19 protein-coding genes are annotated in these 19697 nt (G+C 73.3%); 9 read left to right on the forward strand and 10 right to left on the reverse strand.

The annotated features are described in order from the left end of the window. The 6 genes from ABEA87_RS36035 to ABEA87_RS36060 form a co-directional block, all read right to left on the reverse strand. A partial coding sequence (locus tag ABEA87_RS36035; protein ID WP_345637482.1) for a methyltransferase domain-containing protein occupies nucleotides 1-407 on the reverse strand: 407 nt, incomplete at its 3' end. Next, nucleotides 404-2077: a lipopolysaccharide biosynthesis protein gene (locus tag ABEA87_RS36040; RefSeq protein ID WP_345637483.1), complete on the reverse strand. Its 1674-nt coding sequence runs from the start codon at nucleotides 2075-2077 to the stop codon at nucleotides 404-406. The genes ABEA87_RS36040 and ABEA87_RS36035, both read right to left, overlap by 4 nt. Beyond that, entirely contained in the window at nucleotides 2070-3962 is a 1893-nt protein-coding gene (locus tag ABEA87_RS36045) for a sugar transferase (RefSeq protein WP_345637485.1), read from the reverse strand. The genes ABEA87_RS36040 and ABEA87_RS36045 overlap by 8 nt, the downstream gene beginning before the upstream one ends. Nucleotides 3963-4205: 243 nt before the next feature. Next, nucleotides 4206-5576 (reverse strand): non-hydrolyzing UDP-N-acetylglucosamine 2-epimerase, encoded by a 1371-nt coding sequence (gene wecB / locus ABEA87_RS36050; RefSeq protein ID WP_345637487.1) that lies wholly within the window; start codon nucleotides 5574-5576, stop codon nucleotides 4206-4208. A gap of 203 nt (nucleotides 5577-5779) precedes the next feature. Further along, nucleotides 5780-5914: a hypothetical protein gene (locus ABEA87_RS36055; protein WP_345637489.1), complete on the reverse strand. Its 135-nt coding sequence runs from the start codon at nucleotides 5912-5914 to the stop codon at nucleotides 5780-5782. A gap of 43 nt (nucleotides 5915-5957) precedes the next feature. After that, a complete protein-coding gene (locus ABEA87_RS36060; RefSeq protein WP_345637491.1) occupies nucleotides 5958-6683 on the reverse strand; it encodes a choice-of-anchor P family protein in 726 nt (241 codons plus the stop codon). Between the two features lie 186 nt (nucleotides 6684-6869). Between ABEA87_RS36060 and ABEA87_RS36065 the strand changes: the two genes are divergently transcribed. The 3 genes from ABEA87_RS36065 to ABEA87_RS36075 are packed head-to-tail and all read left to right on the forward strand — an operon-like array spanning nucleotide 6870 to nucleotide 10300. Next, nucleotides 6870-7526 (forward strand): hypothetical protein, encoded by a 657-nt coding sequence (locus ABEA87_RS36065; protein ID WP_345637493.1) that lies wholly within the window; start codon nucleotides 6870-6872, stop codon nucleotides 7524-7526. Then, a complete protein-coding gene (locus tag ABEA87_RS36070; RefSeq protein WP_345637495.1) occupies nucleotides 7523-8980 on the forward strand; it encodes a glycosyltransferase family 2 protein in 1458 nt (485 codons plus the stop codon). The genes ABEA87_RS36065 and ABEA87_RS36070 overlap by 4 nt, the downstream gene beginning before the upstream one ends. A 36-nt stretch (nucleotides 8981-9016) precedes the next feature. After that, nucleotides 9017-10300 carry an acyltransferase family protein gene (locus ABEA87_RS36075; protein WP_345637497.1) on the forward strand — a complete coding sequence of 428 codons (1284 nt, stop codon included), beginning with the start codon at nucleotides 9017-9019 and terminating at the stop codon, nucleotides 10298-10300. Nucleotides 10301-10316: 16 nt separating this feature from the next. Here ABEA87_RS36075 and ABEA87_RS36080 read toward each other — a convergent pair whose 3' ends face one another. Further along, nucleotides 10317-10739, reverse strand: a complete 423-nt coding sequence (locus tag ABEA87_RS36080) for an acyl-CoA thioesterase (protein ID WP_345637499.1) — start codon at nucleotides 10737-10739, stop codon at nucleotides 10317-10319. Between the two features lie 176 nt (nucleotides 10740-10915). Here ABEA87_RS36080 and ABEA87_RS36085 point away from each other — a divergent pair, with 176 nt between their 5' ends. The 4 genes from ABEA87_RS36085 (at nucleotide 10916) to ABEA87_RS36100 (ending at nucleotide 14887) form a co-directional block, all read left to right on the forward strand. Next, nucleotides 10916-12454: a PI-PLC domain-containing protein gene (locus tag ABEA87_RS36085; protein WP_345637501.1), complete on the forward strand. Its 1539-nt coding sequence runs from the start codon at nucleotides 10916-10918 to the stop codon at nucleotides 12452-12454. A gap of 178 nt (nucleotides 12455-12632) precedes the next feature. Next, nucleotides 12633-13262 carry a DedA family protein gene (locus tag ABEA87_RS36090; protein WP_345637503.1) on the forward strand — a complete coding sequence of 210 codons (630 nt, stop codon included), beginning with the start codon at nucleotides 12633-12635 and terminating at the stop codon, nucleotides 13260-13262. 345 nt (nucleotides 13263-13607) lie between these two features. Further along, the gene (locus ABEA87_RS36095; protein WP_345637505.1) at nucleotides 13608-14510 is read left to right on the forward strand and encodes a mechanosensitive ion channel family protein; all 903 of its coding nucleotides are present in this window, start codon (nucleotides 13608-13610) and stop codon (nucleotides 14508-14510) included. A gap of 14 nt (nucleotides 14511-14524) precedes the next feature. Then, on the forward strand, nucleotides 14525-14887 hold the full coding sequence (locus tag ABEA87_RS36100; RefSeq protein WP_345637507.1) for a hypothetical protein: 363 nt from the start codon (nucleotides 14525-14527) through the stop codon (nucleotides 14885-14887). A gap of 123 nt (nucleotides 14888-15010) precedes the next feature. Here ABEA87_RS36100 and ABEA87_RS36105 read toward each other — a convergent pair whose 3' ends face one another. Further along, entirely contained in the window at nucleotides 15011-15901 is an 891-nt protein-coding gene (locus tag ABEA87_RS36105; RefSeq protein ID WP_345637508.1) for an SGNH/GDSL hydrolase family protein, read from the reverse strand. A gap of 62 nt (nucleotides 15902-15963) precedes the next feature. Beyond that, complete coding sequence (locus ABEA87_RS36110) at nucleotides 15964-16899, reverse strand: LysR family transcriptional regulator (RefSeq protein WP_345637510.1); 936 nt, start codon at nucleotides 16897-16899, stop codon at nucleotides 15964-15966. 70 nt (nucleotides 16900-16969) lie between these two features. Here ABEA87_RS36110 and ABEA87_RS36115 point away from each other — a divergent pair, with 70 nt between their 5' ends. Then, a complete protein-coding gene (locus ABEA87_RS36115) occupies nucleotides 16970-17920 on the forward strand; it encodes a dihydrodipicolinate synthase family protein (RefSeq protein WP_345637512.1) in 951 nt (316 codons plus the stop codon). Between the two features lie 21 nt (nucleotides 17921-17941). Next, complete coding sequence (locus ABEA87_RS36120) at nucleotides 17942-18778, forward strand: MerR family transcriptional regulator (RefSeq protein WP_345637514.1); 837 nt, start codon at nucleotides 17942-17944, stop codon at nucleotides 18776-18778. Nucleotides 18779-18841: 63 nt separating this feature from the next. Here the strand turns inward: ABEA87_RS36120 and ABEA87_RS36125 are convergent, their stop codons facing one another. Continuing rightward, nucleotides 18842-19660 carry a methyltransferase domain-containing protein gene (locus ABEA87_RS36125; RefSeq protein ID WP_345637516.1) on the reverse strand — a complete coding sequence of 273 codons (819 nt, stop codon included), beginning with the start codon at nucleotides 19658-19660 and terminating at the stop codon, nucleotides 18842-18844. Nucleotides 19661-19697: the final 37 nt, after the last annotated feature.

Genomic DNA, 19697 nt, shown 5'->3' on the forward strand with positions numbered 1-19697 from the left:
ACCACCGGCACACCCAACCGCTCACGCGCGAACCGCGACGCCACCTCCGACACCTCAACCCCCGACGCGTCGACACCCGCCCGACGCGCAGCCTCCACAAAGAACCCACCCGCCGAACCCGCCTCCAGCAGGGACAGTCGCGCGCCGGAGGGCCGCACCTGCGGCAGCAGCCAGCGCACGCGCCGCCCCGCCTCGAAGCGCCGCGGCCCGGGCAGGAAGTAGTCCTCGTAACCGCCGCCGTGGTAGTACCCGTCGTCGTACAGCTCGGCCGGGGCGGGGAAGGTCCGCTGCGTCCAGGCGAACCCGCAGGACGCACAGCGGCGCACCCCACCGTCGAGCACGGTGGTCTGCCGCGTCCTCGGGCCGCACACGAGGCAGTTCGTCAGGTCCGCGCGGGTCGTCGTCACCGCCCACCCCCGGCCATCTCGGCGGCGGGCGGGAGGCCGGGCGGTGCGATGGGTGGCGCGACAGCGGGCGGCGGGATGGTGGGCGGCGCGATGGTGGGCGGCGCGATGGCCGGCGATGCGACAGTGGGCTGCGCGGCGGCCGGGGCGACGCGGCGCACCAGGCCGCGCAGCCGGCGCCAGTCTCCCCTGCCGACACAGCCCGAGGCCACCAGCAGCGCGCCGGCGACGGCCAGGATGAGCCCGCCCCGGCACAGCACGGCGGCCGCGGCGCCCCACCGGTCCGGCCCGTCGGGCAGGAACCGGGCGGCGACGGCGCCGACCGTACCGGCGATCGCGGCGACCATCACCGGCGGCCACACCACGCGCACCAGCGGCGGAATGGGCCGCCCGCTGGTCCGGTGGAAGTGCAGCATGAAGTACCCGGTGCTGGCGACCACGCCGATCGCGGTGGCCAGCGGTACGCCGAGCGGACCGACCAGCCGTGCCAGCGGGTACGTCAGCGCGAAGTTGATCGCCACGGACAGCAGCACGTACCGGGTTTCCCGCCCCGGGCGTCCCTCGGCCCGGGTGACCACCGTGGCGGCGCCGGCCGCCAGGTTCACCGCGTACGCCGGCACCAGCACGGCCAGGTTCGCCGCGCCCCAGGACACCTGGTGCCCCAGCCACAGCCGCACGAGCGGATCGGCGCACACCATCAGCGCCGCCGCGGCGGGTGCCAGGCACACTGTGAGGTACCGGGTGGCCAGCAGGTGGAACCGGTCCAGCCAGCTGGGCCCGCCCGTGGCGGCGCCGGCCACCGCGGCCGGGAACAGTGCGACGAGCACCAGTCCGGGTGGCAGCCGCAGGAGATTGAGCAGCCGGCACCCGACGTCGAAACCGCCGGCGGTCGCGGGCCCGAACAGCCCGCCGAGGAAGAACCTGTCCATCTCGGTGTTGGCGGCGGCGGAGGCGCTGCTGATCTGGACCCGCATCCCGTAGCCGCGCATCGAGCGCAGGTCGTCGGCCTCGATGCCGCGCACCCTGGGTGCCATGGCGGGCTCGTACCGGCGGGCCAACCCGGCGATCAGGCCGGTGCGCAGCGCGCTGGCCGCCGCCGAGGAGGCCGACAGTTCAACCAGCCCGCCGCCCCGGCGCAGCACGAACACGGCCAGCGCCGCACCGGCCAGCGCGGTGCCGCCGGAGACGCAGGCGAGGGCGCCGTAGCGCTGGGTCCCCTCCAGCACCGCGCGCCAGGGCACCTCGACGCCGTTGAACAGCAGCCCGAGCGCCAGCCACAGGGCCGCGTGCCATGCCTGCGTCGACAGGTCACCGAGGTGCATCAGGCTCACCAGCCACGACCAGCCCAGCGCGATGCCGACCAGGGCGAGCACCCCGGCGCACACCCCCCACACCAGGCCCAGCCCGAGCATGGCGCCGAGCCGGCCGCGCCGCTCGCCGGATGCGGCGCGGGCCACCTCGCGTACCAGGGCGGAGCCGAGCCCGAGGTCGGCCAGCGCCATGATGGCCATCAGCCCGCCGAGCAGCACCCAGACGCCGTACGCCCGTTCGCCGAGCCGCGTGTACGCCACGGGCAGCGAGGCCAGGCTCGCCGCGGCCATGACGACGCGGGCGGCCAGCATGCTCACCGTGTTCTGGGCGACACGGCCACCGGCCGTGATCCGGCTAGCCACGGGGAAACCCGCGCAGCGCGTCGAGCATGGTCATCGCCAGCAGGCTGAGGTCCAGGCGCAGCGACCGGCAGTTGACGTACAGCAGGTCGCAGCGCAGCTTCTCCTCGACTGTGGCGGCGTAGCCGCCGGTCAGCTGAGCGATGCCGGTCAGACCGGGCCGGGTCAGGTGGCGCAGGTCGTAGTGCGGCAGCGCGCGGCGGAACTCGGCGATGAACTCGGGCCGCTCCGGCCTCGGGCCGACCAGGCTCATGTCGCCGCGCAGCACATTCCACAGCTGCGGCAGTTCGTCCATCCGGGAGCGGCGTAGCAGGCGCCCGACGCCGGTCACCCGCGGATCGTCGCGGCCGATCAGTACCGGGCCGGTGTCCCGCTCGGCGTCGACGGGAAGGGTGCGGAACTTGACCAGCCGGAACGGCCGGCCGCCGGCCCCTACCCGGTTCTGTACGAACAGCGGAGGCCCGCCCACGCTGACCGCCGCGGCGATCAGCACCATCAGCGGTACCGACAGCGGCGCGGTCAGCACGGTCAGCGCGATGTCGATGCACCGCTTGACGCGCAACCCCCCGGGGCGCCGGCCCGCGTACCTCAGCCGCAGCCACGGCAGCCCGCCGAAGCGGCGCATGCGTACCGGCCGGACCAGCCCGTAGACCGGCCGGGCCAGCACCATGACCTCCACATTGGACGCTCGGCAAACCGCTATCAGCCGGTCATCGGCCTCGTCCAGGGAGTGTTTGAGCAGCAGCAGCCGGGGACGCACCTGGGCGAGCACCAGGCGCAGCCGCTCGGGCTCGATCGGCGCGGCCAGACGGACGGTCTCGAACTCGTCGGCCAGCCGATCGGCGGGGCCGCCCGCGACCGGCGGCTCGATGACCACGACCCGTACCCTGCCGGGCACGGCCGCCCGCGCCCTCGCGGTAACCCGCGGGTCCTGACCGACCGGCGGCGCCTGACCCGCCGGCTGGATCACTGGCGCCTGGATCACCGGCGCCTGGATCACCGGTCTCTGGATCACCGGCGCCTGGATCACCGGTGCCTGACCGGCCGGCGGCGACGGCACGAACGGCGGCGCCCCTACGGCCGGCAGGGTCTGTCCGAACGGCGGGGTCTGGACGAACGTCTGGGCCGGCGCGAACGCCGGCGCCGGTGCGAACGGCGCGGTCTGTTCGAACGGCGGGGCCGGCGCGAACGGTGGAGTCCGCACGGCCGGTGGTGCCGCGACGGCCGGCGGTGCCTGCACGGCCGGCGAGACGGGCGAGACCGGGCTCGGCGGTCCGTGCGGGGCAGGGGGTGCCTGCGCGCCCGCCGGAACCGGCGGGGCCGGCCGCCTGCGGGTGATCCCGAGGTCGCCGGCCGGCGGCACGGCCGCACGCAACGCAACGGTCGGTAGCCCAACGGTCCGCGACTCGACAGCGCGCGGATCGACGGTGCGCGTGGGAACGGTGCGCGTGGGAACGGTGCGCGTGGGAACGGTGCGCGTGGGAACGGTGCGCGCCGGGACCGTGGGCACCTCGACCGTAGCCGTGTCAATGGTGCGCACCTCGACTGTGGGCGCCTCGACTGTGGGCGCCTCGACTGTGGGCGCCTCGACTGTGGGCGCCTCGACTGTGGGCGCCTCGACTGTGGGCACCTCGACTGTGGGCGCCGCGATCGAGGGCGCACCGCATCGCGCCAGACCGGGCGGGGTCGCGTCCGGCGGTGAGCCGGCCGCCGAGTCCGGCTGGCCGGCCCCGAGGGGCGCGGAATCGGGCAGCACAACGTCCAGCGGCACAACGTCCAGCGGCGGCGCGTCCGGCAGCGCAACGTCCAGCGGCGGCGCGCCGCCATCGACACGCGCCGAGGCCGTGCGGATCTCGGCCGCACCCCCCGGAGTCAGGAACAGCTTCAAGGACGGCCTCCTCTCGACGGGACCTCGCCGTCCACCCCGGACGCCGAGCCATGCCTAAAATGCCCCATGTAGCCTTAAAAGCGGCATAGACGTGTCTCGCACGCATAACCGCCTAAGTGGAGCTATCAGGGCGAGACAGGCTGAGATTAGCCTTTAAATGACGAGTTCGGATATTAATCCCAAACAACAGCATTCTAGGGGCGGGCCTCCGCTTCCCGCCCCGCCCCGACCGCCCGTACCGGCTCAGGCGTCGCGCGCCACGGCCACCCGCTGACCCGCGAGCGCGGCGGCCCGCCGGGAACTTCCCGCCACCCGGGCCCCGCCGAGCGGCGCCGCCGGCACAGCCTCGCCGCGCGGTCCGACCGCCCCGCTATCCGGCACCGCCGCCCCGCCACCGGGCACCGCCGGCACGGCATTCGTCGCCGCCGGCACGCCACCCGGCACCGCCGATCCGGCGGCCGGCGTGGAGCTCGAGAGCGGCGCGGGCCGCTCTGCGCGGCCCAGAATCCAGGCAATGGCCTGCTCCGCGCGGGCCGCGGCCCGCCCGTCCCCGAACGGGTTGGTCCGGCACCCGGTCGCGGCCGGCGAGCCGCCCCGGGCGAGCAACAGGTCGGCGGCGCGCACGATGCGGTCGGTGTCCGTACCGGTCAGCTGCGCGTACCCGGCGTCGATCGCCTCCGCCCGCTCGGTCACGTCGCGCAGCACCAGGGCCGGGGTGTCCAGGGTGACCGCCTCCTCGAGGATGCCACCGGAGTCCGAGAGCACGAGTTCGGCGCGCTCCAGCAGGCGCAGGAGCTCGGGGTAGTCCAGCGGATCGGTGACCCGGACGCGCTCCTGGCCGTCCAGCGCGGCGTGGATGTCGTGGTGCAGCGCCCCGTTGGGGTGCACCGGAAACACCACCTCGACGTCGGCGTGGGTGCGCGCCAGCGTCCGTACCGCGGTCACGATCCGGCGCATCGGCTCACCCCACGACTCGCGCCGGTGCGTGGTGACCAGGATCAGCCGGCGCCGGCCGGCCAGCGGCGCCGGATCGGCACCGGCTGGCGAACGGCGCACGATCAGGTGGACCGCGTCGACGATGGTGTTGCCGGTGACCAGCACTCGCGGGCCGGTGATGCCCTCGGCGGCGAGGTTTGCCGCGGCCAACGGGGTCGGCGCGAGGTGTAGTTGGGCGACCTGGGCGACGAGCCTGCGGTTTGCCTCCTCGGGGAAGGGCCGGGTCAGGTCGCCGGAGCGCAGCCCGGCCTCCAGATGGACGAGCGTGGTCCGGCGCCAGAACGCGACGAGCGCGCCGATCAGTGCGGTGGCGGTGTCCCCCTGCACCACGACGGCGGCCGGCGGCGCGCCGACCAGCTCACCGTCCAGCCGTGGGATCAGTCGGGCGGCCAACTCGGCCTGGCTCCCCTCGGACCGGTCGAGCGCGATCTCGACGTCGGCCGCGAGCCCGAAGGCGGCCAGGGCCTGGCGCACCGGCGTGACGTGCTGCCCCGTGCTCACCACGACCGGGCGCAGCCTGCCCTCCTGGCGCATCCGTACCACCAGTGGCGCCAGTTTGATCGCCTCGGGCCGGGTGCCGAGCACTATCCACACCGCAGGCGCGGACCCGGACGCCATCGCGGTGGCAGTCGTCGCCGTCAGCGTTGACGCCGGAAGGGCTGACGGCGGAAGGGCTGACGGCGGAAGGGTCGTCGCGGTACCGGTCGTGGCCGTGGCAGTCATCGTGGTGCTGTCCCTCGTGTCTCATCCGTGTGCCGGGCCGCCACGCGGCCCGGCACACGGTCGTACGGTTCTTTGGTCGTACGGTCCTTCGGTCGTGCCTATCGCCGGCTCGCCCGCACCGAGGTGAGGCGGGTCAGCAGGAGACCGAGGACGATCAGTGCGATCGCGGCGGCGATCCACAGCGTCGTTCGCGCACCGGTGACCGGGAGCATGCCGCATCCGGCCGCCGCCACGCCGGCTCCCTTAGGGCAGTGGTGGTGGTACACGACGCTCCTCTCAGACCGTCAGGTGAGCCCGGCGACGCCAGAGCCCGATCAGGCCGACGCCGTACAGGCCGACCATGCCCAGGCCGAGCTTGAGGCCAGGACCGGAGGCCATCGGCACCGGTGCCTCCCACGGCCCGCAGGAGGCCGACGAGAGGTAGATGTCGCCGCTGGACAGCGGCAGCGTGAGATGGATGTGAATCGCGTTGACCGTGAGGCTGCCGTCCGGGTTGTTCACCTGCTCGTTGAGCGTGACAGTGATCAGCGGAGTGACGTTGATGACGGTGTTGGCTGACGGGTTGACCGCCAGTTGCGAGCCTGCCAGGAAGGCGTTGACCAGCGTCGTGGTGCCGGTGATGCCCGAGCTGGTGGCCGTGCAGTCGGCCGTGATCGCGTCGGCGGTCAGCGTCGTGGCCAGGCCCAGGTTGAGGCCGGCGATCGAGGCCTCGCTGGCCAGGTCGCCGGTGGTGTTGTCCATGGTGGCCGAGGTGGTGATCACTCCGGTGGACAGCACGCCCGGGATGTTGAGGCTCGCTATGTTGTTCGGCGAGCTGCCGACGGTGGACACCGGCGTGGGACCGACGTTGACCCCTATCCCGGCGACAGTGACGTTCACCAGCGCGCCGTAGGACGATGCCGGTCCCGGGGCCGCCGCGGCCGGATCGGCCACGACGACCAGCATGAGTAGCGACGCGACGCCGGTCAGCAGCGCGCGCCCTCGGAACGTACGAGTTTTCATGTGCTCCCCTCGCAGAATTCGGCTGGCGCCCGGACCCGGCAGGCCCGGTCACGCCAGTTTTGGGCGGTCTCACGCCAACGGCGGCTCACATCCGTTTTTTAGCCATATTGGCGCAACTTTCCGTCTCGCCCGAGCTTAGTATGAGATGACCGTTTTGAGGCAATAGTCGTAAACGAGGCTCACCACATGTCCGAGCATGATCAGGAATGGCTTCACCAGCCGGGATCCCCTGCCGCGTCGGCCGCCTGGCGGATGCCCATGCGCCCCGGTGTGCACCGGCGCGAGGGGCGTCTGCCGCGCGGCCGGACCGCCGTTCTGGTCGCCCTGCTGGTCGCCGCGGCGGCCGGGATGATGTTCGGCTACCGGTACGTCAGCGGCATCGAGGCCGACCTGGCCGGCAGGCTCGTCGCGGCCACGCTGCACCAGCACACGCTCGGGCTGCGGGACCAGGCGGTGGTGGTGCTGCACGCGGGCAACCCGAAGTCGATCGGGCTGCAGATCACCCCGCAGTGCACCTCGGCCTTCCTGATAGCACCGATGGTGCTGACCGGAGCGGCGCTGCTGTGGCTGCGGCCGCGCCAGTACAAGCGGGTACTCATCGGGCTCGCGGTCACCGTGGTTCTGCTGTTCGCCACCAACCAGCTGCGCATCGTGGGGCTGGCCGCGCTCATCGACGGCGTCGGCTTCAAGACCGGCTACTACTGGGGCCACACCATTCTGGGCTCGATGGTCTCCGTGGTCGGTGGCGGCGCGAGCCTGCTGACCTTCGTGTACTGGACGATGGTCCACGGCCAGAAGGCGCCCACGACGCCCGGTCCCGAGTGGACGGACGGTGCGCGGTGAACACCGAGGTACTGCTGGGCGTGACGCAGGGCCTGGCGCTGACCATGAGCATCGGCTTCCTCACCTACGTGGGCTTCATCCTGGTGCCCTACCTGCGTGAGCGCCCGCGGCCGGGGGGCGACCCGGCGGACTTCGACTGGCACTTCCTGATCCCCTGCTGCGATGAGGAGTACGTCATCGCGGACACCATCGCGTACCTGCGCGCCACCTTCCCGAGCACGAACATCTGGGTGATCGACGACGCGTCGCGGGACGGAACCGCCGCCATCGTCGCGCGGGTCGCCCGCAACGATCCGGCCGTGCACCTGGTCCGCCGCAGCGAGCCGAACGCCCGGGTCGGCAAGGGGGAGGCGCTCAACGCCGGGTACCGGGCGCTGACCGGCAGGCTCGGCGACGGAGTCGACGCGACCCGGACCATCGTCGTGGTCGTCGACGCCGACGGCCGGCCGGCACCGGGCTGCCTGGCCACGTGCGCCGCCGACCACCTGTTCGGCGACCCGCAGATGGGCGGCGTGCAGATCGGCGTGTGGATGTCCAACCGCTACGAGGACGAGCCCTTCCCCGGGCGCGGCCGCTGGGCCAACGCCTTCGGGCGCACCCTGGTCCGGCTGCAGGATCTGGAGTTCCGCGCGCCGATCTCGGCGATGCAGATCGGGCGGCGCACGACCGGCACCGTGGGGCTGGGCGGCAACGGCCAGTTCACCCGGCTCTCCGCGCTGCGCAAGGTCGCCGGCGACAGTGGCGCGCCGTGGCGCGGCTCCCTGCTGGAGGACTTCGAGATCGGTCTGCACCTGTTGATGGCCGGTTACCGGGTCGAATACACCCGGGAGGCGTACGTCTTCCAGGAGGGGCTGCCGAACCTGCGCCGGCTGCTCACCCAGCGCACCCGATGGGGGCAGGGCACCATGCAGTGCATCCGGTACCTGCCCCGGATCTGGCGGTCGCCGTACATCTCGACGCTGGGCGCAGCCGAGGTGCTCTACTACCTGGTGCAGCCGTGGCTGCAGCTGCTGGGCAGCCTGGTGTACCCGCTGCCCTGGATACTGCTCGGAGCCGAGACGTTCCGGCAGCCGGCGGTCGTGTCCGACTGGTTCTTCGACGGCCCGGGCTGGATCCTGTTCGCCATCTACGGCACGTTCGGGCTGCTGCCGTTCGTCATGTGGGGGCCGGTCTACCGGATGGTGTGCGAGCCCAACACCAGCCGCCGCGGCGCGGCCGGTCTCGGCCTGGCGTTCGCGTTGTACATCTACATCTTCTACATCACCTCGTGGCGGGCGGTGATCCGTCTCGTGCTGCGCCGCAACAGCTGGTCGAAGACTCGCCGCAACGCGGAGGAGCCCGGCACGGTGGTCCCGGCGGGCGCGCCCGTGCCGCGGCCGGAGCGGCCGGTGCCGACGCCGGCCCACGTCGGCAGGCACCGCCTCGACGCCCGGTCCATGCCAGCCTCCCGATGAGCCGTCCGGCCGGCCGGAGAGAAGACGCGCCTCTCGATGAACGACAGGCAGCATCCGGTACCCGCGGTCGGGGCGCCCGCCGATTCGGCGGCCGGCACGCACTCACCCGCCGAACCCGCGGGCGGCCTTCACCCACCCACCGCCCCGGCGCGCGGCGCCCGCACCGGCCGTCCCGAGCGCACCGGCCGTCCCGAACACACGGCCCGTCCTGAACGCGCCGGCGGCCGGGCCGCGGTCCGGTCGACCCGACCGCCGGTCGACGCGGGCACCTCGACGCCGGGCCGCGACGCGTACCTGGACCTGTGGCGGGCGGTCGCGCTGTCCCGGGTCGTCATGTATCACGTCACCGGCTGGATCTGGCTGGAGGTGCTGTTCCCGGCCATGGGGCTGATGTTCGGTCTGGCCGGCTCGCTGATGGCCGCGTCGGTGGACCGGGCCGGCCCCGTCGCCGTCCGCCACCGGCTGCGCCGGCTGCTGCTGCCGCTGTGGGCGTTCGGCGCGGTGACCATCGCCGTGCTGCTGTCCACCGGCTGGCGAACCCGGCCGCCGGGCGGCCTGGGCTGGGGCGCGCTGGTGTGGTGGCTGGTTCCGGCGCGGGTACCGCCGGTGGGCGGTCCGCCATGGTCCTGGGCCTTCAGCATCGGCCTCTGGTACATCGTCACGTACCTGTGGCTCATGGCGCTGTCCCCCCTGGTGCTGGCCGCCTTCCGCCGGTGGCCCTGGTACAGCCTCGCGGTCGCGACCGCGCTGCCGGTCGTGTTCGTCACCGGCTCGGTACACGTCGGGTACTTCGTCGCCACCTACGCCGCCTGCTGGCTGCTCGGCTTCGCTCACCACGACGGGTTCCTGCGGCGCATACCGGCCAGGGCGTACGCGTGGGGCGTGGCCGCGCTCACGGCCGTCGGCGCGGTGTGGCTGCTGCGCGCCGCGCTGACGGACCGCGCCTTCGACCTCAACCACACGCCAGTCGGCAACACGCTGTGGTCGGTGGCGTTCGTGGCGGTGGCGCTACGCGCGCGTCCGCGCCTGCGCTGGCTCGATCGCCTCCCGCCGCTGGCACGGGCGGTACGCCTGATCAACGCCCGGGCCGTGACCATCTACCTGTGGCACCTGCCGGCCGCCGTGCTCGCCAGCCATCTGATAGTCACCGTGATGCCGCACGGCTCGACCGCGACCGAGGTGCCGCTGCGCCTGATCGGCGCGTGCCTGCTCACCGCCGTACCGATCGTGCTGCTCGGCTGGATCGAGGACATCGCGGCCCGTCGCCCGCCCGCCCTGATCCCCCGGATGGCCCGGCCGGCGCCCGCCACCGTGCGCTGACGCGTGGCCCGGCCGGTCAGAGGTTCATCAACTCCGGATGGTCGGCCATCGCCCGGAACCGCTCACCCGGGTCGGCGACCAGCCGACGCTCGCCGAGGTCGAGCAGGCCACCGACGCCGGAGAGCGAGGCGACCGGGGAGCCGTCGACGCGCCGGAACTCCTGCGCTATCCGGAAGGTCTTACCCTCGCCCCACTCGAACGCGCAGGAGACGTCGACCTCGTCGCCTCCGCGCAGTTCGCGCAAATACCGCAGGGTCACCTCGAGCGCCACCGGCCCGACCCCGCCGGCGATCAGCCGCTGCTGCGAGATGCCCGCCGCGCGCAGGCACTCCCACCGCGCGTGCTCGGCATACTGCAGGTAGACCGCCTGGTTCAGGTGGCCCTGGGTGTCCAGCTCGTACCCGCGAACCCCGATGCGTACCTGGAACGGATCCCCCATGGCCAACAGCGTATTACCCCGCACCGCTCCCCGCCGACCGCCACCGCCGGACGCCGCTGTCGGGCGCCACCGCCGCGACCCGCAAGGTTCACCGCGCCGGGGTTGACCCGCCACCGGCCGCGATGACATAGATAGAGCCAACCTCGCCCCGACCCCGCACCCCGGTTGGAGATGTCATGGAAGCGTTGCGTCCGGTGCGCCGCAGGCGGCTCAGGGCGGCGGCGGTCGCGCTGCTGGCCACCGCGGCCGTGCTGGCCGCCGGCCCGGGCACCGCCCAGGCCGCGACGGCTCACGCCACGACCGCACCCGCCACGACGGCTCGTGCCGGCGCGGCCGATTCCGCGGCGGCGCGGGCGGCGCTTCCCGGCGACAACCTGCCGTTCGCCTCGGCCGTTTTCCGGGCCACGCACAACAGCTACTCCGGAAACCTGGACGGCACCAAGGGCTCCATCGAAAGCCAGCTCGACAGCGGCGTGCGCTTCCTGGAGTTCGACGTCCAGGACAACGGGTACGCCACCAACCACGACTACTCGATCGGCCACGACTCGCCAGGCGACCTGGTCGACCACGCCGGCAATCCGGCCTCCAACCTGCTGCGCGACTGGCTGCGGACCGTGGCCACCTGGTCGGCGGCGCACCCGGACGCCGCTCCGCTGCTGGTGATGCTCGACCTCAAGGACGACCTGACGGACAACACCTCGTTCGCGGCCGGCAACCTGGCGGCCCTGAACCAGGAGCTGACCGACGCGTTCGGGTCGCGGCTGCTGATGGCCAGGGACGTGCCGGGCGCGCTGGGCACCATCGGCTCGCTGCGCGGCCGGGTGCTGACCCTGCTCTCCGGCGACGCGGGCGACCGCACCTCGTACCGGCGGGACATCGGGTACGACCCGGCGGTGGCGATCAACTCGCACGGCCAGGTGGTCGAGGTACACGACTCCGGCTCCGGGGCGCTCTGGTACTGGACCGGCACGTACGGCGCCGACGGCCGGGTCACCTGGCTGCGGCACGGCCAGTACGACACCGGAACCACCCCGGCCGTCGCGCTCAACGACAGCGGCCAGCTGGTGGAGGTGCACAAGTCGGCCAGCGCCGACACCCTCTGGTACCACGTGGGTCAGTTGGGCGCCGACGGCGAGATCACCTGGTCGCCGAGCCGGCAGTACGACAGCGGGGTGACCCCGACGGTCAGCTTCGTCAGCGGTAGCGGCACGGCGGTGCACGAGATCCATCGCAGCCAGAGCAACGCCCAGAACTGGGCCTGGGACGGCACGCTGAACGCCTCCGCGGCCACGGTCTCCTGGAACGCCGCCACGCACGGGAAGACCTCCGATCCGCTGTACGGCAAGACGGTCGGGACGGCCGGCGGCATGCGGGTGGCGGTGCGCACCGGCGCCGACGGCGCCGCGCCCGCGCAGACCCTGCTGTACTCGACCGACCGGGTGGCGGGCGACCGGATCCGGTACCAGCAGACCGCGTTCGACGAGTACCAGGACGGCGACCCGGCGTTCCTGCAGGAGGGCGCGCTGTTCTACGCCGCCACCGCGACCGACACCGGGTTCATCACCTCGGCCCGCCAGGCCGGCCAGATCGTGCGCGGCTGGGACTTCGACAGCGCCGGCGACGCGACCAGCCCGCTGGCCAACTACCCGGCCACGAACAATCCGTCGGCCGCCTGGTACGTGAGCCTGGTGACCCAGGCCGGCGCGGTCAGCTGATCCCTGCCGGTCCGGGGCCCGCCGGAGGGGTCGGGCGGGCACCCCGCCGCCGGTGGGAAAGGGCGCTGTCTCACATTCCCGTCGGAGGTCGTGGGACAGGCGGTAGAGTCGCTCTCGTGGAGAAGTGCGGCCGGCGACCGACCGACCGCGGGGCGGCCGGCGGCGTCCGGACGGGCCGATGACCTCCTTCCTGGACCGGCTGCTGGACCTGCACGGCACCGTCATCTACCTGATCGTCGGGGCGCTGGTCTTCGTGGAAGACGCCTTGTTCGTCGGGTTCGTGATCCCCGGTGAGACCGCCGCCATCCTCGGCGGGGTGGCCGCCAGCCGGGGCAATACCAGCGTCGTGCTCATGTGCGCCATCGTGGTGGTCGCGGCCATCGTCGGGGACACCGTGGGGTATGAGATCGGTGCCCGCTACGGCCACCGGCTGCTGTCCCTGCGGGTGCTGCGCCACCGCGCGGGCGGCATCGAGTCGGCGCGTCGCACGCTGGCCCGCCGGGGCGGCCCGGCCGTCTTCCTCGGCCGGTTCGTGGCCTTCTTCCGCGCGGTGATGCCCTTCCTCGCCGGTACCACCCGGATGCGGTACCGGCGGTTCCTGGCCTACAACGCCGCCGGGGGCCTGGTCTGGGGTACCGCCGCGGTGCTGCTCGGCTTCCTGGCGGGCAACTCCTACGCGGCGGTCGAGAAGACCTTCGGTCGGGTGGCCGCACTGGTGGTCGCCGCGGTCGTGGTCGCCGCGCTGATCGCGTGGAGCATCCGGCGGCGCAGGCGGGAGCACCGCGCCGAGTCGGACGGCGACGCGTAACCCTCGCCGGGCCGCACGGTCCGCCGCACGCTCCGCCCGGGTCCACACTGGACGGACACCCCACCGGGTCGCGGCGCCGGGGCCCGACTCCACCACCGGCGCCCGGGGCCGGTGCGGGCCGGACCGTCTACCACACGCCGTCCACCTGGTTCCGGCGGAGAATGGGACGAAGCATTCCACCTGGGCAGGAACCAGTACCCGATCCGACCGCGCGCAATTCCGTCATGTGTCATGAATGACAGAACGTGGCGGCGCGCTCGCCGCCGGGCCATCCGCGTGTCACCATCGTCAGACCTTTGGCCCCGGATGAACTGACCGTGTCGGACCGAGCGAGGCAACGAAGCCATGTACCAAAGCCTGGCCCCACTGACCGACTATGGCCTGTGGGCTCGCAGCAGCGGGCTGGAGATCGTACTGTTCGTCACCGGCGCCGTGCTGATGACCCGGTTCGTGACCTGGATCGGCAAGCGCGTCACCGGCCGCATCGACGCGCAGGCCACCGGCTCCGGCTCGGGTTCCGGCACGGACAGCGTGGTCAAGTCCGAGGAGGCCAAGCACCGGCACGCGGTGGCCCAGGTGGTCACCTGGGCCTTCCTGGTCCTGGTGTATTCGGTGACCTCGGTACTGGTGATGCAGCGGCTGGGAATCCCGCTGTCGGGCATCGTGGCGCCGGCGACGGTGGTGGGCGTGGCACTCGGCTTCGGCGCCCAGCGCATCGTGCAGGACATCCTCGCCGGGTTCTTCGTGGTGACCGAGCGGCAGTACGGCTTCGGTGACCTGATCCGGCTCAACGTCCCCGGTACGATCGCCCCGCTCACCGGCACGGTGGAAGAGGTCACGCTGCGGATGACCCGGATACGCACCGCCAACGGTGAGGTGGTCACGACGCCGAACGGCCAGATCATCCAGGTGTTCAACCTGTCCCGGGACTGGGCGCGGGCGGTCGTCGACGTACCGATCCCCGCCTCGGCGGACGTGACCTCGGTCAACGCGCTGCTGGTGCGGGTGGGCAACGAGATGTACCGCGAGGATGAGCGGCACAACCTGCTCCTGGATCCGCCAGCCGTGATGGGGGTGGAGAGCCTGGACATCGACCAGTTGAAGGTGCGCGTGGTCGCCCGCACCCTGCCCGGCAAGCAGTTCGACGTCGGGCTGGCGCTGCGCGCCCGGATCACCAGCGCGCTGCGGCACGAGGGGATCAACGTGCCGGCCGACGTGGACACCGTACCGGCGACGGGCACCTCGTGATGCCCGGATTCCGCATGCGCCGATCGACGTTGATCCTCCTGGTGTTCTTCGTGCTGACCCTCGCCCTGTACCTGCTGGTCCGGCCGTCGCCCCCCGCGCCGCGGGCGTCGATCCAGCCGCCACCGTCACCGGCGGCCACCACCGTCGCGCCGCACCGGTCACCCAGTCCGCCGGCCCCGCGGCACACCGCCGCGACCGTGGCACCCAGCCCCACGCCGTCGCCGACGCGGTCGACCGGATCGCCGACCCCGCCGCCGCCGAGCCGTCCACCCGCCTCACCGACCCCGTCCAGGACGACCGCCTCACCGAGCCCGTCGCCCACGCCGTCCGCGTCCGCCTCCCCGTCCCCCGCCAGCGAGGACCTGATCACGCCTTAGCGGGGAAGCCGGGGCCCGGTGGAGGAGACCGGACCCCGGCCGGCACGGTTCAGACCGTGCCTCGCCTGGCCTCGCGCGTCGTGCCGACGGCTTCGCTACGCGACCGAGGCCGACTGTGCGGCGCTACCCGCGTAGGGCCGACAGGACCGCCCCTGACATGCCCTGTTCGCCGACCGCGTTCGGGTGGAACGGCGCGGCCGACGTGCCCGGGATCAGCCCCTCGGTCCACCGGGTGCCGCCGCCCCTGCAGGCGTCGTGGCCGATGGACGGCGTGTACACGTCGACATAGGTCGCGTTGTTGGCGGCGGCGGTGCTCGCCAGCATGGAATTCAACCCCTTCTCGACGCCGCGCAGGTAGCTCACGTCGCCGTACGCGATCGGGACGACGGGCCAGCAGCCGAGCCCGCTGTCGGGCAGGATCGCCGTGTACCCGACGACCAGCACCCTGGCGTCCGGCGCGGCGGCGTGGATCGCGCCCAGTACCGCGGCCACCTTGGGCGCGGTCGCCGCGATCCGGGCGGCCAGTTGGTCGGTCCCGCCGGCCGTGTACTCGTTCTTGCACGGGCTGCCCAGCGGGTTGGACAGGCTGTCCTCGGCGCAGGTGGTGATGATTCCGGTGAATCCGATGTCGTTGCCGCCGATGCCCACGCTGACCAGCGTGGCGTCGGCGGTCACGGCGCTGATCTGGGCCGGCACGCTCTGGCCGAGCTCACCGGTGCCCGGGTTGAGGATGTCTGCGGTCGTGGCGCCGCCGCAGCTGACGTCGGTGAACGACGAGGAGTGGATCGACGCGGTCACCAGCGACGGGTAGTTGTGGTTGGACCGGGTACAGTTGAGATCCACCTGGCTGGGGATGAGCGGCCCCGACGTGTACGAGTCGCCGAGTGCCACGTAGCGACCGGTCGGGGCGGCGGCACCGGCCGGCGCGGCGACGACCAGGGTCGTGGCGAGCGCGGCGGCGACCGCGACGAGACAACTGGCGGTGCGGGGACGGAAGGACCTCCAGTTTTCCATTGCGCTCCCTGGGACACGGGGATCGATAGTGATCAAAATTTTGCGCCGCACCAAGGTCGCTGTCAATGCGGCCGCGCGCCCGGGCGCCCGCGCAGGTACGCCTCGGTGGAGGCGCGCAGCGCGGCGACGCAGGCGGCCACCGCGGGGTGCGTGCCGGAGCCCCGCCGGTACGCGATCCGGGTGCGCCGGCGGGCCGGCAGCGGCAGGAGCCGCACCCCGGACGGGGGCTGCGCGGCGCCCAGCCGCGGCACGATCGCCACCCCCTGCCCGGCCGCGACCAGCGCCAGTACGGCGGTGAAGTCGTCGGCGTGGTGGCGCACCCGGGGCGTGAAGCCGGCCGCCCGGCAGGCCCGTACGGCGACGGTGTGGCACAGCGTGCCGGGGCTGCCCACGATCCACGCGGCGTCTCGGGCACCGCGAATCGGGTCGCCCTCGCCGCCGCCCTCGTCCTCGCCGCCACCGCCGTCGGCGGGCACGGCGAGAAACACCGTCTCCTCCAGCAGCGGCACCGAGTCCACGGCATCCTCCGGCTGGCCGGGCACCACGTCGTAGTCGTGCGTCAGCGCCACGTCGAGCCGCTGGTCGCGCAGGGCGGCGGGCATGGCCACCGGATCGAGTTCGGTGACCATGAGGTCCAGCGCCGGGTGTTCGCGGCCCAGCGCCACCAACGCCGGCGGCAGCAGGGTGCGTACGGCGCTGGGGAACGCGCCGATGCGCACGGTCCCCGACAGCCCGGCGCGCGCGGCGGCCAGCGACGCGTCCGCGGCCTCCAGCGCGGCCAGTACCGCCTCGGCGTGCGCCACCAGGGCCGCCCCGGCACTGGTGAGCCCCACCCGCCGCCCGGTGTGCTCCAGCAGCGGCACGCCCGCCTCCCGCTGCAGCGCGGCGAGTTGTTGGGACACGGCGGACGGGGTGTACGCGTGGGCCCGGGCGACCGCGGCGATGGTGCCGAGGTGCGCCAGGTCCCGCAGCAGTCGCAGGCGCCGGACGTCGAGCATCAGCTCAGCTTACGGTCATGTCAAGGAACGTGAACTGGTGCTTCACAATCCGGCCGGGCAGCCTGGAGTCATGACGCTCACCGGCCTGTACGTTCCGCTGATCACCCCCTTCGACTCCACCGGGGCGGTGGCCCCGACCGCGCTGGAACCCCTCGCCCACCGGCTGCTGGACGACGGGGCCACCGGACTGGTGGCCCTCGGCACCACGGGAGAGCCGGGTGCCCTCGACGGCCCGGAGCGGCGCCTGGTGGTGGACCTGGCGGCGCGGGTCTGCCGCGAGCGCGGCGCACCGCTGCTGGTCGGCGCGAACACCCCGGAGGAGCTGGCGGCGCTGGCCGGGCGGCCCGAGGTGGCGGCGGCACTGTGCGTGGTGCCGCCGTTCACCCGTCCCGGGCAGGACGCGGTGCTCGCCCACTTCGCCCGGCTCGCCTCGGCCAGCCCGGTGCCGCTGGTCGCGTACGACGTCCCGTACCGCACCGGCCAGTACCTGTCCGCCGGTACGCTGCGCCGGCTGGCGGCCGTACCGGGCGTGGTGGGGCTGAAGTACGCGCCGGGCGGGATCAACGCCGACACCGTCGCGCTGTTCGCCGACCCGCCGGCCGGATTCGCCCTGCTCGGCGGCGACGACCCGTTCATCGCGCCGCTGCTCGCCCTGGGCGCCCAGGGCGGCATCCTCGCCTCAGCGCATTTGGCCACCACCGAGTTCGCCGCGCTGATCCGGGCCTGGCACGAGGGTGACGTGGCCACGGCGCGGCCGCTGGGGCGCCGGCTCGCCACCCTGTCGACCGCGCTGTTCGCGGAGCCCAACCCAACGGTGATCAAGGCCGTCCTGCACGCCCGGGGCCACCTCCCGACCGCCGCGGTCCGGCCACCCCTGCTACCGGCCGCGGCCGGCACGGTCGAGGAGGCCCTCCACCGCCTCGACGAGCTGTCCGCCTTGACGAATTGTCCGGCGCGCACCCGCCGGTCGGCGCCGGCGCGGATCGGCGGGCAGGATGAGCTTGACCATGACACGGTGTGAGACGCCAGGGTGGGACCTGCCATGTTCAGTATCGGAGACTTCGCCAGGCTGGGCCGGGTATCGGTCCGCATGCTGCGCCACTACGACGCGATCGGGCTGCTGGTCCCGGTGGTGGTCGATCCCGTCAACGGGTATCGGCGCTACGACGCCGACCAGTTGCGCCGGCTCAACCGCGTCATCGCGCTGAAGGATCTCGGCTTCACGCTGCAGCAGGTCCAGGCGATCCTGGACGACCGGGTCGACGTAGCCGAGCTACGGGGCATGCTGCGGCTGCGCCGGGCTCAGCTCGAGGCCCAGCTGGAGGCCGACGCGGCCAGGCTGGTCGGGGTGGAGGCGAGGCTCCGGATGATCGAGAGAGAGGGGCGCATGAACACCGAGGACGTCGTACTCAAGCAGGTCCCCCCGGTCCGCGTCGCGGAGCTGTCCGCCACCGCCGCCGGGTACGGCCCCGAACACATCGGGCCGGTCATCACGCCGATGTACCCGGAACTGCACCAGCGCCTGGCGGCGGCCGGCGTGGCGCCGACCGGCCCGGCGATCGCCTACTACGAGCCGGCTCCGGGCGGGACCGGGGACGGCGAGCCGGTCACCGTGCACGCCGGGATTCCGGTGACGTCCGGCCCGGGCACCGGCACCGGCTTCACGGTCGTCGACCTGCCGGCGATCCCGGCCGCGGCGACCATCGTGCATCACGGCCCGATGGACGACGTGATGGCCAGCATCCAGACCCTGGCCCGGTGGATCGAGGACAACGGGTACCGCCCGGTCGGCTACCACCGGGAGGTCTACCTGGAGTACTCCCCGGACCAGGCCGACCAGGGCGTGACCGAACTCCAGATCGAGATCGTCAAGGACTGACGCGCCGCCCCCGCGGCGAATAGGTCACCAGCCGCGCCAACGCGGCGAATGGGTCACCGCCGATCAATCGCCGGCGGTGACCCATCCGCGTCCGGCGGGCTGCTCCGTGACGGGGAGGCCGGGCAGCCCCGGCGTCAACGCCGGTGTCCGGTCGAGGATGGCCAGCGTCTGCTTCGCCTGCGGCACCTCGACCCAGTGGACATCAAGCTTGTAGGCGTCGGCCGCGGCCCGCATCGCCAGCGCCAGGCTGCGGCCGCGACGGTTGGCGGTCAGCGCGTCCAGCGCCTCGACGGTGAGCCGGCCGGCCGTGTGGGCGCAGACCGTGCCCCACCCCCGGCCGATCCGCCGCTCCGCGCGGGCCACCCCGAACCCGCCGGCGCGCTCCCCCGGGCCCGTGCAGATCAACCGGCCGCCGGCGGCGAGCAGGCCGGCCAGCCGCATGGCGGCGACCGCCGGCCGGGCCTGGGCGTACACGAAGTTCACCGCGACCACCAGGTCGACGCTGCGCTCCAGCAGCGGCAGGTCCTCGATCTCCCCGCCCAGCCAGGTGATCGCCCGCCGGGCCCCCACCCGGCGGGCCGTCACCGGCCGCGACGCCGCGGGACCCGGCGTCGCGGCCGAAGGCGGCTGCGGACCCAGCGCCACGACCCGATGGCCGGCCTCGGCCAGCGCGTCGGCCAGCGCCGGCAGCGCCGCGCCCGCCAGCAGCACCCGGCGGCCGGCCGGCCCGGAAAGCTCGACGATCTTCTCGGCCAGCCGCGCGCTCAGCGGCTCGGTCCAGAAGCGGTCGTACAGCGGCGCGGAGGCGGCCGCCCACCACCGGCGGTCGCTGCGGCAGGCGACCCGCCGCGACCCACCCTGCCAGACCTCGGAGTGCTCCATGTGGACAAGTCTCGTGGGCGGCGGCGTCCGGGTCATG

Source organism: Rugosimonospora acidiphila (assembly GCF_039543385.1).
Classification (GTDB): Bacteria; Actinomycetota; Actinomycetes; order Mycobacteriales; family Micromonosporaceae; genus Rugosimonospora; species Rugosimonospora acidiphila.